We start from the raw sequence: 14948 nt of genomic DNA, 5'->3' as shown, positions 1-14948 counted from the left end.
AGCGACGCTTGCAGAGAAAGGCGATTCGCATTCGGCTGTCGAGTTCCGTCGGTGGCAGGTTTAGCGCAGGCTTTCGATCAACTGGCGAGATGCAGCAAGCGCCGCCCCCACGACCTGATCCATATTGTAGTAGCGGTACTGGGCTAACCGACCTACGAAGGTGACGTTGGGCTCTGCCTTGGCCAATGCCTCATAGCGTTTGAACAGGGCCTCGTTCTCTGCGCGGGGAACCGGGTAGTAGGGATCCCCCTCGGCTTGCGGATACTCGCGAACGATCGATGTGCCCCGGTGTGTCTGCCCCGTCAGGTGCTTGAATTCGGTAATGCGTGTATACGCATGATCGTTCGGATAGTTGACCGTCCCGGTCTCCTGATACTGGTCAACATCGGCCAGATGTTCATGCTCGAAGCGCAATGAACGATACGGAAGTGGCCCGTGGACATAGCGGAAATAGGCGTCGATCGGACCGGTGTAGACCACGTGGCGGAAGGTCTCCCGTTCTCGCACTTCCTCGAAATCCACACCGAGCTGCACCGTGATGTCGGGGTGGTCGAGCATCGACTCGAACATCTTTGTGTAGCCGTGCAGTGGCATGGCCTGGAAGGTGTCGGTGAAATAACGGTCGTCGGTATTGGTCCGGACCGGGATGCGGGCCGCGACGCCCGCTTTCAGCTCCGAGGGCTCCAGCCCCCATTGCTTGCGCGTGTAGTTGAGGAAGAATTTCTCATACAGATCGCGACCCACAGAGTTGAGCACCATGTCCTCGCTCGTCGTTACCGGCTCACGTGGTTCGCGGACCTTTTCGAAGAACGCGGCTGCGCCCGCCTCGTCAAGTTCAAGGCCGTAAAGCTGGTTCAGCGTGTCCCGATTGATGGGAAATGGATACATTCGCCCGCCGACCACACCCCTGACGCGGTGTTCGTAGGGTCGCCACTCGGTAAAGCGCGAGAGGTAATCGAAGATTCGCTCGCCGTTGGTGTGGAAGATATGCGGGCCGTAGCGGTGCACAAGCACTCCATGGGCGTCCCGTTCGTCATAGGCGTTGCCGGCAATATGGGGCCGCTTGTCAATGATACGCACCGGGTGGCTGGCTTCGGCCAGCTCGCGCGCGACCACGCTGCCGGCGAAGCCGGCGCCGACGACCAGAACAGAAGAGGTAGCTTGCATGTCGATATCCTACTGGAACCTCAGTACTGGCATTCTTGCTGCCACAGCGGCGTTTCACTCTTTCAAGCGATTCCGCAGCGCATCCAGAAACAGCAGCACCTGCAGCGGGGCGCGCACGTACCAGGCAGAGAGGACAAGAGAACCTTCGAGCCACATGAAAGAAGGCGACTCGAAATTTTTTTTCTTCGAAATCGCCATGGAAATCACTTTCCAGAGGTCCGTCAATCTGAGGGGGCGGCACAATGGCTCAACGAACGACGCCTCATGCCGCATGTCTGCAATTGCGCCGAAGGAACATAGCGCGCGCGCGTCCGTCTCATGCGGATGACGAAGCAGCGCCTCCGCGTTGGCAAGAATCTCGCCGGCGTGCTCGCTCAAGTTGGCAGCGATACGCGCATCGGAGGCCGTCAGACGAGCGCCTGCTACGGCAGCCTCATGCAATATCGCCGCATAGCGAAGTTCGGCATCGCCGCGTAGCTCGGGGCCGATAATGGGCACGGAGTGTGAACCGTCCATCCGATAGCCACGCGTGGTGGCGTGCGTGGAAGGCAGGAAGCAATGCTCAATGATGACGCGCCTACGCGAAAAGATCGACCCGGCTTTCGATACGAAGGGGTAGGCCATCCCAGCCTGCGCCTCACCGAGGTGGTCTCGGGCCAGGGCCACGTAGTAGCCCTTGGGAGCCTGGTGTGTGCCCGCTGTCTCCAGGATACGTTTTAGAGCCGCCTGCGTATTCAGTGACCAGCCCGCATCGACCAAGGCCCACGCGGTTTCATCGAACAGACCTTCCTGCTGGAAATAGGACAGAGCTACTTCCCGCTCGCGCTCGACCGACGAGGTAATCAGGGCCGAGGTTTCGGGGTCTCGCATTAGATCGGCAAGGAATTCGGTGGATTGATCATGCGAGAGATGCATCGACCACTGGTCTTCGCTGCAGGACAGTCGTTGGCGGAGGAGTTCCTGGGTTGTCTCATCCAATCCCATTCGTGCGGCGATGTCTCGCCGGCTGCTGGCTTGTCCGGGGATGATCAAGAGGCGTTGCCAATCATTGCTGCCCGGGATAATTGAAGGTGGGAGCCATGCGCGGCGAGATCCATAGAGATAGCGCAGTTCGATTGGGCCGTCTTCCCCCTGTAATGCCTCGGCGATACGAAGCATGATCTCCGCATCGCGGGCCACGAAGTACAGCCGCCGGATGCCGTGGCGCGCCGCGTGGTCAAGTACCCAGGCCACGTAGGCGAGAAGGAATGGGACGACGATTCCGTGGACGATGTGGTCCATCGGATCGCCATCGTGCCCAGCTGGGATGGCCTTCGACAGGCGCAGCCGCCTGGACATTGCGGCCAGCGAAGATCTGGCCCGGGGCCGTGGTAGACGCCGGCCGGCCATTGCCGCTTCCCGATGCGTGAGCATCCCACCGCGCCAATGGCTGGTCCTGATATTGGACCGGGCGGCCATGACAATATCGGCGTGGAAATTGTCTCCGGTATGGCGCAGTTGCGAGGCGTCAAGGCGCTCTGCTTCCAGTACGTACTGGAACAGTTGCCCGTGGTGCTTGGTGACACCTGCGTCGCAGGAAACGTAGAGTGAGTCCCCGTCCCGCATTACCTCTAGCTTCCTCAGGATTGGTGCCAAGAGAGAGGACGGCAGGTACATGTCGGAAATGAAAATGATTCGATGACCGGCCTTTCGGAGATCGTCGAGGTGAGATATCACAGCAGGGACCGCGTAGATGCTCTCGCACTCAAGATCGAGCTCCGCCCGAATCAGGTCCTCTGTCGTGGCTGCAATGCCCTTTGGCAGCGAAAAGTGCCCGTAGATCTCCTCGATCGTCACCGTCCTGCGAGGCAGCGCACGCCGGTGAGCTTTTTTCTCGGCGCGAATCCGCCGGGACTGGAAGCGAGCGGCGAATTTGCTCCGTTCTCTAGCAGAGAGATCTGGCGGAGCCATGCGAAGGCCGAGGTCGTAGAAAAGATCTCGCGGATGTGCGTAAACCCTTGAGACGCAGGTGTCGAATACATCGAAGGAATAGGCGACTTCCAGCGTGGTGCCTGATGATCGCAGTTCGTTCTGCTCGCTACGCACGGAAGAGCCCTATGGTTCAGAAGAGGACGAGGCAACGATGCGCTTGAGAGCCTCCTCCATTCGCGAGCAGGCAGTCGACCAATTGTGCTGGTCGACAACTCGTCGCGCGGAAGTCGCTATCCGATTTAAGAGCTGTCGGTCGAGGGCTAGGCGAACGATCGCTCCGGTTATGGAGGCTACATCGCGCGGTTCGACTATGAGGCAGTTCTTCCCGTCGATCGCGTAATCTTCCGTGCCGTATGCAGTAGTGATCACCGCCAACCCGCTGGCCATGGCCTCAATAGGAAAAAGCGGGAAGCTCTCGTACCAAGAGGCGGATAGAAGTACATCGTTCATTCGATAGGCTGTCGCCAGTTGTGTCTGGCTGAGGAACCCGAGGTGCTTGTAGGGGGTAATGGGGTTGTCCGGAGGAAGCAGCGCTGTCCCGTAAACATTCCATTCGATATTTATGTCTGGAAGAGCCGCGCGGGCCGCACGGACCGCTTCCGCCATATCGTAAAAACCCTTCCATCGAGCATCGCGACCGCCATAGCTGATGATGCGGAGTACTGTCGAAGTACTGTCGGGGCGTCGGATGCTACAGTCGTCAGGCGTGAAGATTCCGGGGTCGATTGCATTGGTTACGAGCTGAACGTCCCTGGCTTGGTCGGTAGTCAGTAGCCTGCGTTCTAGGCGAGATTTCAACCATGATGAATTGGCAATCAGGTTCAGGCCGTAGGAATAGCTCGCATCGGCGTCGCCCCGATTTACCGGATCGTCGAAAAATAATGGCTCGTAGTGTTGGCAGAAATACGCTTTCTTTCCTTTCCCGTGTTTCGCGACGAGAGCGGCAGTTTCCCACAAGGTGGCGACGGTTATGTCCGCGTCCGGGAAGATGTCCTGGAGGAAGGCGTTGGCTGTTGCTCTGGTGTAGTAGTCACCTTTATAGCCGTAACCGACATAATCCAGCGTATAGCTCACTGCTGCGAGGAATGACTGGCTCAATGACAGTCCTCGTGGCCACTTCAGTTTGGTTGGCACAACGAGCTTGGCCTTCATGTCTATCCATTCAGGCGTCGCGCTTTTGGGATAAGCGATGACGGAAACGTCATGCCCGCGGATAGACAGCTCATTTGCGTGCCTGAGCGCGCAATAAATGCCGCCAGTAAAATTTTTCCTGTCAATTCTCGGAAAAACAAACGTGATTTTCATTTGTTTAATAATTTTGATTATGCATGCGGTGCACGAATTATTATTCGAGGTTATTATGTCGGTTGCTTTTATTCAGGATAGTATTTCGGGCGAAGCAGTCTTTTTAATCTATGTCCTACAAGGTACTTCAAAGCAAGCCGAAAGGTGGATTTTTTTTTAAGGAATGCTTTGTGGGTTGTTGCGCCGTCGCGTAGTACTGTGAGGAACATCGAGATGTTAAAGTGGCTTTCATGCCAGGCTGTCCATGAGTTACGTATTCCCCGCACGTATCTCTGATGCTTCCCCGGGAACTCTGCCATAGCGGTAAGCCGCAACGAGTCCTCGGCCAGGCGACTCATTCTTTGCGTGGCGGATCTGTTTTTCGCAGCGACGTGCGTGATGGAGGCGCCATGCCGCCTATAGTCCACCAGTACTTCGTCCAAATAGGCAATATGCCCCAGGTTTGAGGCTACAAAGGCAAGCCACCAGTCATGCGCTACTTTGGAGAGGGCGCCATGATCTTGAAGTATGCCCCTGCGGAAGATCATGGCATGTCCCAGCACCGAGTTGCTAAAAATGAAGGGGCGCGGGTCGCTTCCATGGATCATATTGACACTGTCCGCCAGCGTGGCCCCGATGGGTTGACCGCTGTCATCGATAAGCTGGCTGTTGCAATACACAAGTGTTGCATTGCCCATGGCCTCGATTAGCCGCCGGGTCTTGTCGGGGTGCCAGATGTCATCTTGATCGCAAGGCGAAATCAGTTCGCCTTGGCATGCTGCGAAACATCGCGCAAAATTTTGTACAACGCCGACGTTATCACGATGAGGTAAGAGGCGTATGCGCTCGTCTTGCGTTGCGTACTTTTCGAGGATTGTCCACGTCGCATCGGTGGAGCCGTCGTCGGAGATTACTATCTCGAAATTTGGGTAATCTTGGTCGAGCACTGAATTCAATTGAAGATCGAGGTATTCCTCGCCGTTGAATGTCGCAAGCGCTATAGAAACCAATGGCGGCTGATTCATGGGATCTTCCTTGAGTTGGCTTCACCCATAGTCGAGTCTGGCTCGCTGTAATAGAACGCGCTATAGGCGTCTGCTAGAAGCAGACCTTCGCCTCTGCCAACAGCGATTACACGGTGGCAATAACGCAGCGATGCTTCCTTGTGAGCGATGACAATGATAGTTTTGCTGCCCGACAGGTGGCGAATTGCTGCGTTCAGTGCTTCTTCTGTCTGTTCATCGAGTGCACTGGTGGCCTCGTCCATGAGCAGTACTGGCGGATCTCGGTATAGGGCTCGGGCGATACCGACCCTCTGGCGCTGCCCGCCAGAGAGGCGCACTCCGCGATCGCCGACCTGCGTCGCGTAGCCGTCAGGAAGCTCATTGACCACGAAATCGTGAATTTGCGCAGCCTGCGCAGCACGCGCGACGGCGGCCATGTCGATGGCCCTCGGAGCCACCCCAAATGCGATGTTCTCCGCGATGCTCGAGTCCGCCAAATAAATGTGTTGCGGGACGTAGCCGATAGAGTGCTGCCAGCTTGCCGCAGTGGCCGGGGTGATTGGTATGCCGTCCACGGTCATGCTGCCTTCTTGAGGTCGCAGGAGGCCGAGCAGGATGTCCATGAGTGTGCTCTTGCCCGAGCCGCTCTTCCCTACGATGCCGACGCTTGTCTTGGCCGGGATGACCAGGTCTAGGCCGTCGAAGATCCACTTCTCGGGCGCCGAGGGATAGGCGTAGCGAATTCCTTGCAGGCGAATCTCACGATCCAGTGGCAACGGCTTTGCCGGCGTCGGCAGTGGCTCTCCGGGCAAGGCTAGATCCCTGGCTACCGAGTCGAGGGACGAGGAGGCGAAACGCAGCTTGGCGAAGCCCCGGTACATGATCTGTGCCGAGGGCAGCATGCGGTAGGCAGCAAACCCATAAAGGCCGAGAGCCGGCAGCACATGGGCAACGTCGTTTGTCTTCAGCAGCAGGGCCAGGGCGATGACGATCAGACCCGTGTAACCCGTGGCCTCCACGAGATACAGCGGCGACTGCGCCAGTGTCTCGTTGGTGGCGAAGTGTCGCGAGAAGAGATGCGAGGTGCGCTCGAAGTGGCCCAAATAAGCTTTGCTCGCGTGTGTGACCTTGACGTCCTTGATGCCGCCGAGCGCCTCGTTGCAGGTCTGGTAGCGCAGCCCGTCGGCGTGCTGGCGTTCGGTGCCGATGCGGGCGAGCCTTTTGCGAACTAATCCATAGATGGACCCGTAGAGCAACGAGAGCACCGCGAGGATGCCGGCGGCGGTCAACGGGTCATAGCAGAAGATCAGCATCACCATGGCCAGGAGAACGGCACCCTGAGCCAACAGCTGCGAAAGCGGCTGGATGAGTTCAAACAGAAGTCGATCCACCTCGGACAGGACGTTTTTGGCGAGGATCGACGGGTTGTGGATCAGGAAGAACTCGTATGGCTGCTGCAGGTAGCGCGAAAGGAGCCGCGTGCTGATGGAGTGCCGCTCCATGTGCACGAACCGATTGAGCACGTGCAGGGTCACCGTCTTGAATAGCGACGAGGAGACGACCAGCGCAATCGACGCGACGCCCAAGGCAAAAATGAAATGCTGCGTGTCCTCGGTGCCGAGCCATTTGGAGAGCCGGGAGAGAAGGGGTGACTCATGGACTATCGCGGGTCGGCCAAGCACGGACAGGAACGGCATGATGGAAAGCACGCTTGCCGTCTCTGCCACCGCCATGAGTACCACCAGCACGAGCATCCATCGCGCCTTGCGTCGCTCGGCCGGGGTGAACACCGACCAGACATTCTTGAGTGTTTCGATCATCAGTTGGCCGATATAGATACTTGCGCCGGCTTTAGTGGCCGAAAGAGGCCGAGCGTGGCGGCGGCAACTCAGCTATCGAGTCTCGTAGCGTCTGCAGCTCTTTTTCCAGGCTGCCCCCGACATTCATGGCGCTGAGTTTACTGAGTGAGGTCTGCGCCGCGGCACCTTGGCCTAGTGCGATCAACATGCGCGTTTCGGTGACCCGATAGGCAGGCTCATGGGGCGCGGTTTCGACTGCCGCCTCGGCCATGCGGAGGCCGAGAGGCTTGTCTGAGAGCACGTTCCAGGCGTAGTCCGAGTAGGTTGCCTGCAGTCGCGCGCTCGGGTTTGGGTGCGACAAGGCTGCGAAAAAAGCGCCGGTCAAGCGCTCTGGCGGCAGACGGCAGCGTCCCTCCCGCACACATTGAGTGAGCGCGGCCAGGGAGCTTTCGTCCTGGACGCCCGGTGTGTGTGCTGCGAGTTTGGCCGTCAAGCTGTCCCACCACGAGTCCTTGATCGGTAACCCCATGCGGGAGTTCATGAAGATCAATGCCTGCTCGGGGAGGATCGAGCTCTCCGGAAGCGCCATGGCACGTTCCAGTGGTGCATAGGCGAGGCGCGTAAAGACCGATCCGGGATCGTAGTGGGAGTAGATGATGTAGGTGCGGCCAAGCTCATATTGGGCGCGCGGGGAATCCGGTGCTCGGGCCGCCAGGTCTTGCGCCAGTTTCAGTGGTGAGCTCCAGGCGTTTGCGGTAAGAGCCGTTTCCACCGTCCACAGCAGCAGTAGGCCGCCAAGCAGAACATATCGCGGGAGCGGGAGTGGCAGCGGTGCGTCCAGCGAGTTGGTCGGCGTGCTGTCACATGCCACAAGTTCTTCGGCCTTCCGCGGCGCTGCGAGCAACGGGACCAGTGCCAGCAACAGCCCGAAGCTGGCGAAGTAGTTGCGGTGCTCGTAAATCAGCTCCAGCGGAAGAATGGTGCCGGTGAGCAGGTGACAGCCAAGGAAGAGAGCCAAGCCCAGGGCTGCCAGCGGATGGCGGCGCCGCAACCACCAGATCGCCGCGGCTATTGCAGTTAGGAAGAGTGCGGAGGCGAGGGTGGTCCAGGGTGTGAGCCAGCCTGTCGAGACCTGAAAGTCATCGTGGTAGAACGACAATGCCTGAGGAGTGGGTGCGAGCGTCCAACCGACGTAGTCGGTGATGATGCGTGCCTCGCTCAGCAGGCGCGTGCTCAATGTGAAGTCACGGGTGGACCATGCGCCGGGTGTCAGTAAGCCGGGAAGCAGCCAGACGAGTCCGACTGCCAGTGGTACAGCCAGCACGCACATATACAGGGCGAGCAGCCCACGGTGGAGGGTGGTCTGGCCTGGTGCCGTGTGGTGTCGAGCGAATCGAAAGACCAGCCACTCAATCAAGAAAGCGTAAAGCGGCAACATGACCGCCGTTTCCTTGGCGGTGAGCCCAACGGCCGTCATCACCAGCACGCTCGCCATGCAGAGCAGGAAGCCGCCGCGCTGATCTTCGAGCATGCGTTGCCGGCCGGAAACGTACCCCAGCAGGCCGGTCAGGACAAAAAGATTGGCCAGGCTCTCCATGCGTTGCACCACATAGAGCACGGCGGTGAGGTTGATCGGAAGCACCATCCAGCTAGCGGCAACCAGTGCGGCGACGATCCCTGCGCGATCGGCGTCGCGCATTGGACGCCCTATCTCGTTGCACGGTGAGGTGCTGTCGCGAACAGGGTGCGCTCCTACAGCCCGGAGTAGGCGCCTGGATAAGAGGTAAACCAGCAGGCCGTTCAAGAGATGGATGGCGAGATTGGTCAGCTTCCAGCTGAAAGGATCCAAGCCTGCCATCCGGTAGTTCACCGCAAAGGTCAATGATGCGAGAGGGCGCTTGAACTCGCTGGATGGCGAGGACAGTGCGGCACGGACGAGGCTGGAGAGATGGTCGTCACGGATCTGCAGATCGTGGTTGTCCACGATGTTGGGGTAATCGTCGAATAGCCAGGTTCCGTAAAGGCCGTGCCAATAGACAACAGTCGTCACCAGCAGTGCGATCGCCATGATTAGCCAGCTGGAACGGAGTGCGGGTCTTGCCGTGATCATCGGTGCTGCTTCGCTTCCAGGTCGGCGTTAAGTGTATGCCTCAGTCGAACCAGTTCGGTGGGCCAGTAATTCTGGCGCCGAAGCACCCACTGATGCACGGCGGGCATCCCAAATCCGGGCTCGGTTTCCTGGTCCTTGATGGACTCGTAGTAGTCGAGATGCTGCAGGGCGAGGTCCGGGTAACCGGCGGAGCCAAGCAGTGCGGCCTGTTGGAAAGCAATCGTCGGCCGAACTTGTTGTACAAGCGCCAAGTTGAAGTCCGTGAGCGCCTTGTCCCCTTCTCCCTCGGTCAGTGCGAGCTGGCCGCGAAGGGAGATCAGATCCTGCCGTCGGCCAGCCTGCGATGCGAGATTGGGGTTTGTCAGGGCGGCACCCAGCAGGCTCGAGACCGCCTGAGCGGACAGCTCCGGGCACTCTGGATGATGCGTTTGGCTGATCGCGCGGCCAAACCAGCTGGCGAGCAGGGACCCCGTATCGCGGCTGGTGTGCAAAGCGCGTGCTGCTGCCTGGAGTGTGGATGGATCAATGTGTCCCATCGCACAGCGCGCAGATAAAAGGTTGAGCGCCAATTGAACTTCATCAGGCTGCCTGGCCAGCAATCGCAAGAGGCGCTCCGCAGCGCGCTCGGGATGTCCGGAGGCCACCTCGCTCATCGCCGCATAAGCCTGCGCGCGAGGAGAGTCTGGATTCAGCTTTGCCCATAATAGAGCCTGATCTCGGCTGTTTCCCCACAGCGAGGCGCGCGCGTGCGTCATGGCAACCAGCGTGCCAAGAATTGTGACCGATAGAAGGGCTTTCATTGCGATGCGGCTACGGGACGGCACAGTCCATCCATCATCCGCCTGATGAGGCCCGGGCAATCCGTATTGAGGAACGTCGCACAGCCAAAGTGCCAGCGGCCAGAACATCAGCACCGCTGGCAGATAGTTGCGATGTTCAAAATAGAGCTCCAGGGCCAGCGTGCTCGACTCCATCGACTGGGCAGCGAAATAGAAAAGCACTGCACCGGCCAGCATGGGCCACCGTTTGCGCAACGCAATTGCCCCTGCGATGAGTGCGGCTATCGCCAGGATGGCCGGCAGCGTGCTCACTGGGTTGAATAGGCCAGTGGAAGCGGCGACATGATCGTTGAAAAGGCCGGGTGTGAATGGGTGCGGTAGCCACAGCAGACGCAAGTAATCGATCAGTACGCGCGGCTCGGTAAGGAGGCGTTCCCCGAGTGTCCACGGCCGTACCCCCGAGATCCCGTAGACAATGCTCAGATAGCCGGCCCGCAAGAGATAAATCGCGAGAAACAATGCGGGTGGGCCCGCGAGTAGCCACAATGTCTTTCTGTAGGCGCGAAGGTTCGGTTCGGGCTTCCAGTTCTTGTGCGGCGTTGGCGTGCCGATCGAACGGCCATTCGTGATCAGTGTGCGCAGAATGGTGTGTTCGATGACCAGCGCCAAGGCTGGGAGCAGCAATCCGTTCGCCTTGCTGAGGATGCCAAGCAGGGTGCAGCCCCACAGTCCCGCCGTCATCCACGTCCATCCGTGCAGGGAACGCCCATTCAGCAAACTCTGTCGACCCTTGAGCCAGAGAAGCAGGCCAAGCAGGGTGAATGACGTGGCCAGCATGGCCTCTCGCTGCACGATGTACAGCGTGGTGGAAACCATCAAGGGATGCAGCATCCACAGCATAGCGCCGAGCATTCCTGCAAGCGCGATGCGTTCGCGCTGATTTGGCGTCGTAGCCGGAATCGCGAACTTGCCGAGGCGAATCAGGAGCAACGCAAGCAGGGCGCCGTTGAACAGATGCAGCAGCAGGTTGGTGCGCTTGAATGGGAAAGGTGCGGCAGGCCAATCGTGCGCGTCGAAAAGGAAGCTGAGCAGCGCGAGCGGCCGGCCGGTTGGGTCTGCTTGGCCGGAGGTGATGTACTGCCAGAATGTTGACCAATGAATTACCGGCCCGCTAGCCCCCAGCGCCGGCAGGTTGACGTAGTCGTCAAAGAGGAAGGCTCCATGGAGTCCCGGCCAGTAGGCGAGTGCGCAACAGGCGATTCCGATGACTGTCAAAAAGATCAGCGCTGTGATTGTCTTTCTTTGCATTGGTACATAGAAAAAGGGCCGCAAGATGCGGCCCTTTTACCGAACCAGTCAATGATTGGCTATTAACGGCAAGCGGTCGGCAGATATTTCGGATTGATGTTCGTGTGTGCGGTGCCGCCGGCGGTGGACTTGCAGTTCCACGAAATGCTACCCGCGCTGGTCACGGCAGAGAACACGAGCACGCTGCCGGAGACCTTGGTGTTGGATTCCTTGCCGAAGGTCGCAACGATCTGGCCATTCTTTGCGTCTACACTCGCGACGTACTTACCGGTGATCGAATCTGCCTTGGCGAGGCCCGCCGATTCATTGCTCCCCGGGAACTCGCCGCGGTTGTTGTAGAACTCCGAGATGGCGGTCTTTGCGCCGTCGGAGAGCACCGAGCCCTCGGATACCTGCGAGCGGATCACGTAATCCTGGTAGGCCGGGATGGCGATGGCGGCCAGAATGGCGATGATCGCGACCACGATCATCAGTTCGATCAGGGTGAAGCCCTTCTGCATCTTCTTCATGGTGGTTCCTCTGTTTCTTGGGTTAGCTAACCGGATGATGCCCCCTGAGCCCCAGTCCCATATCCCCCTAGGTGGGATCGGACCCCTCTCACGGTCAGGAACGACCAGGAAGCTCGCGGAAGTGCAAGCACCTACTGTGCCACATCTTCCATCGCCAATTTCTCCATATTGGCGACATCTTTGATTGTGCATGCGATCACGAAAGGCTTACAAGCCTTGTCGCGCAACGGATCGCGTGCCAAAAGCGTGAACCGTGCAACAGGACCACAAATGCCCTCCAGCGTCACTTCTGGACACTGAGGGTCCGGCATCAGCTCTTACTTGCGACACACGGTGGGCAAATACTTGCCATCCAACGTGCTTGGCTTGCAGGTCCAGTCGATGCTGCCCACGTTGCTGATGGGTGACAGCACCAGCGTCTGGGCTGTGATCTTGCTGTTGGCCGCGGGTCCCTGAAAGGCCACAGTGATCTTTCCATCGGCCACATCCACGCTGGAAACGTAATGGCCGGCGATTGAGGTGTCCGTCGCCAGGCCTGCGGAGGCGTTGTTCGCAGGATAGCGCCCTTTGTTCGACACGAAATCCCAGACGGCCGCCTTGGCTCCGCTGGAAAGCGTCACGCCTTCGGAGACCTGGGCGCGGATCACGTAGTCCTGATAGGCCGGAATTGCGATAGCCGCGAGGATGGCAATGATGGCCACGACGATCATCAACTCGATCAGCGTGAAGCCGCTGGATGCTCGATAGCGCTGCATTTGGAATTCCCCCTGGAAGTTCCCGGAGCAAGGCACGTTCTGTACCAAGCCACAGGGGCGAACGTGACCACCTCGACAGAACGGAGAGCTCCCCCCCGGCTGGCAGGGGGGCGAAAAGTGGCGACAATGCCTGGGCCGACCCCGGAACAGGATGCCTACGATGAAAAGACTGCCGATCCTGCTGGTTCTCGTGCTCGCGCCATGGATCGCCATGGCAGGCTCTCCGTCGGTGCCGGCGGGGGCTCATCCCTTCAACGTGCACGATCTGGTGATGCTCGACCGTGTGAGCGATCCACAGCTTTCGCCGGACGGGCGCTTCGCCGCCTTCAGCCTGCGCAGCACGGACTACGCGTCCAACAAGGGCGTCAATGCGGTCTATGTGTTGGACCTGCACGGCGGCGCGGTGCCGGTAAAGGTGGTGAGTGGCGGCAGCTCGGCGCGCTGGTCGACGGATGGGAAGAGCCTGTTCTACGTGGCCCCGGCCGGCGGCGTGGACCAGTTGTGGCGTGTGGATCTGGGCGTCAGCAACCGCGGCGTGGCGCCAGGCACGCCGGTTCAGGTGAGCCATGGCCCGCTGGACCTGGGCGGCTTCACCCTCTCGCCGGATGGCAAGCGCGTGGCGATGACCTACGAGGTCTATCCCGATTGCGCCGATCTGGCCTGCACCAAGGAGCGCATGGACGGCGACGCGTCGGACAAATCCACTGGCACGCTTTACAAGAAGCTGTTCGTCCGTCACTGGGATGCGTGGGCGACCGGGCGGCGCAACCAGCTCTTCGTAGCGAGCTTCGATGAGCGCGGCCAGCTGCCGGCCGAACCCACGTTGGTCAGCCGCGACATGGACGGCGACGTGCCGAGCAAGCCGTTCGGCGGCATGGAGGAAGTGGCGTTTGCGCCGGATGGGCAGAGCGTCTATTTCGGAGCCCGCATCGCCGGCAGCAGCGAGCCGTGGTCGACCAATTTCGATGTCTACCGCGCACCGGTGGACGGCTCCGCCGCTCCGCAGAATCTCACTGCGGCCAACCCGGCATGGGATGCCTATCCGGTGCCGTCGCCGGACGGCCGCACGCTCTATTACCTGGCGATGAAGGAGCCAGGCTTCGAGGCCGATCGCTTCGCGATCATGGCAATGGATCTGGCCAGCGGCACCACGCGCGAGGTGGATCCGCAGTGGGATCGCTCGCCGGGCGGCCTGTCGATCTCGGCGGACGGCAAGACGCTTTTCGCCACCGCGGATGATCGTGGCCAGCACCCGTTGTTTGCCATCAATCCGGCCACCGGTGCGGTGCGCCAGCTGGTTGGCGACGGCACGGTTAGCGGCTATGCGGTGACGGGCAATACCGCGCTGCTGGCGCGGGATGATCTCAAACGCCCGGCCGATCTGTACGTGGTCAAGACGGGCGGGCACGGCCTGCACCAGGTCACCCACTTCAACGCCGACCGGATGCGTGATGCGAAGGTCGGTGACTTCGAGTTCTTCAGCTTCACCGGTGCCAACAACGAGCTGGTGCAGGGCTATGTGGTGAAGCCGGTCGGATACCAGCGCGGCAAGACCTATCCGGTCGCCTTCATCATCCACGGCGGGCCGCAGGGCGCGATGAACAACGGCTGGAGCTATCGCTGGAACCCGCAGACCTACGCGGGCCAGGGCTTTGCCGTGGTCACGGTCAACTTTCACGGCTCCACCGGCTACGGCCAGGCCTTTACCAATGCCATCTCCGGCGACTGGGGCGGGAAGCCGCTGGATGATCTCAAGGCCGGCTGGAGTGCCGCATTGGCGAAGTACCGTTTTCTCGACGGTGACCGCGCCTGCGCGCTGGGGGCCAGCTACGGCGGCTACATGGTGTACTGGATGGCCGGTGTGTGGAACGGCCCGTGGAAGTGTTTCGTCGACCATGATGGCGTGTTCGACACCCGCGCGATGTACTACGACACCGAAGAGCTGTGGTTCGAGGAGAAGGAGAACGGCGGCACGCCGTTCGACCGCCCCGAGAACTACGAGCGCTTCAATCCGGTGAACCACTTGAAGGATTGGCGCGTGCCGATGCTAGTGGTGCACAGCGGCAAGGATTTCCGCATTCCGATCACGCAGGGGCTGGGCGCGTTCACCGCCTTGCAGCGCCGCGGCATCCCCAGCGAGTTCCTGACCTTTCCCGACGAAAACCACTTCGTGCTCAAGCCGCAGAACAGTGTGCAGTGGCATGAGGCGGTGAATGCTTGGCTGAAGAAGTGGACCTTCAAATAAAGAGGCGGCGAAGTCAG

Annotated in this window: 10 protein-coding genes; 1 reads left to right on the top strand and 9 read right to left on the bottom strand. The window is 59.9% G+C overall.

Going from position 1 to position 14948, the window contains the following annotated elements; all coding sequences use genetic code 11:
* Positions 1–60: 60 nt before the first annotated feature.
* The 9 genes from glf to ACQVBX_RS11055 form a co-directional block, all read right to left on the bottom strand.
* Entirely contained in the window at positions 61–1167 is a 1107-nt protein-coding gene (gene glf / locus ACQVBX_RS11095) for a UDP-galactopyranose mutase (protein WP_431634133.1), read from the bottom strand.
* A gap of 54 nt (positions 1168–1221) precedes the next feature.
* Positions 1222–3252, bottom strand: coding sequence for a hypothetical protein (locus ACQVBX_RS11090; RefSeq protein ID WP_431634132.1), 2031 nt, complete (start codon positions 3250–3252; stop codon positions 1222–1224).
* Between the two features lie 9 nt (positions 3253–3261).
* Positions 3262–4443, bottom strand: coding sequence for a glycosyltransferase family 4 protein (locus tag ACQVBX_RS11085; protein WP_431634131.1), 1182 nt, complete (start codon positions 4441–4443; stop codon positions 3262–3264).
* A 68-nt stretch (positions 4444–4511) separates the two neighbouring features.
* Entirely contained in the window at positions 4512–5447 is a 936-nt protein-coding gene (locus tag ACQVBX_RS11080; RefSeq protein ID WP_431634130.1) for a glycosyltransferase, read from the bottom strand.
* Positions 5444–7246 carry an ABC transporter ATP-binding protein gene (locus tag ACQVBX_RS11075; RefSeq protein WP_431634129.1) on the bottom strand — a complete coding sequence of 601 codons (1803 nt, stop codon included), beginning with the start codon at positions 7244–7246 and terminating at the stop codon, positions 5444–5446. Before ACQVBX_RS11075 ends, ACQVBX_RS11080 begins: the two co-directional genes overlap by 4 nt.
* A gap of 31 nt (positions 7247–7277) precedes the next feature.
* Complete coding sequence (locus tag ACQVBX_RS11070; protein WP_431634128.1) at positions 7278–9293, bottom strand: hypothetical protein; 2016 nt, start codon at positions 9291–9293, stop codon at positions 7278–7280.
* A gap of 38 nt (positions 9294–9331) precedes the next feature.
* Positions 9332–11446 carry a tetratricopeptide repeat protein gene (locus tag ACQVBX_RS11065; RefSeq protein WP_431634127.1) on the bottom strand — a complete coding sequence of 705 codons (2115 nt, stop codon included), beginning with the start codon at positions 11444–11446 and terminating at the stop codon, positions 9332–9334.
* A 38-nt stretch (positions 11447–11484) separates the two neighbouring features.
* A complete protein-coding gene (locus tag ACQVBX_RS11060; RefSeq protein ID WP_431634126.1) occupies positions 11485–11931 on the bottom strand; it encodes a pilin in 447 nt (148 codons plus the stop codon).
* A 317-nt stretch (positions 11932–12248) separates the two neighbouring features.
* Positions 12249–12686: a pilin gene (locus tag ACQVBX_RS11055; protein WP_431634125.1), complete on the bottom strand. Its 438-nt coding sequence runs from the start codon at positions 12684–12686 to the stop codon at positions 12249–12251.
* Positions 12687–12846: 160 nt separating this feature from the next.
* Between ACQVBX_RS11055 and ACQVBX_RS11050 the strand changes: the two genes are divergently transcribed.
* Positions 12847–14931 (top strand): prolyl oligopeptidase family serine peptidase, encoded by a 2085-nt coding sequence (locus ACQVBX_RS11050; protein WP_431634124.1) that lies wholly within the window; start codon positions 12847–12849, stop codon positions 14929–14931.
* The last annotated feature ends 17 nt before the right edge of the window (positions 14932–14948 follow it).

The sequence above is a fragment of the Dyella thailandensis genome (assembly GCF_050749815.1).
Classification (GTDB): Bacteria; Pseudomonadota; Gammaproteobacteria; order Xanthomonadales; family Rhodanobacteraceae; genus Dyella_A.
This window is presented reverse-complemented; position numbering and strand designations above follow the sequence as displayed.

What these genes read in the sequence shown, in the direction of transcription:
- ACQVBX_RS11075 (WP_431634129.1), bottom strand. Translation starts at nt 7,246, where the DNA reads ATGATCGAAACACTCAAGAATGTCTGGTCGGTGTTCACCCCGGCCGAG.
- ACQVBX_RS11050 (WP_431634124.1), top strand. Translation starts at nt 12,847, where the DNA reads ATGAAAAGACTGCCGATCCTGCTGGTTCTCGTGCTCGCGCCATGGATC.
- ACQVBX_RS11055 (WP_431634125.1), bottom strand. Translation starts at nt 12,686, where the DNA reads ATGCAGCGCTATCGAGCATCCAGCGGCTTCACGCTGATCGAGTTGATG.
- ACQVBX_RS11080 (WP_431634130.1), bottom strand. Translation starts at nt 5,447, where the DNA reads ATGAATCAGCCGCCATTGGTTTCTATAGCGCTTGCGACATTCAACGGC.
- ACQVBX_RS11060 (WP_431634126.1), bottom strand. Translation starts at nt 11,931, where the DNA reads ATGAAGAAGATGCAGAAGGGCTTCACCCTGATCGAACTGATGATCGTG.
- glf (WP_431634133.1), bottom strand. Translation starts at nt 1,167, where the DNA reads ATGCAAGCTACCTCTTCTGTTCTGGTCGTCGGCGCCGGCTTCGCCGGC.
- ACQVBX_RS11070 (WP_431634128.1), bottom strand. Translation starts at nt 9,293, where the DNA reads ATGGCGATCGCACTGCTGGTGACGACTGTTGTCTATTGGCACGGCCTT.
- ACQVBX_RS11085 (WP_431634131.1), bottom strand. Translation starts at nt 4,443, where the DNA reads ATGAAAATCACGTTTGTTTTTCCGAGAATTGACAGGAAAAATTTTACT.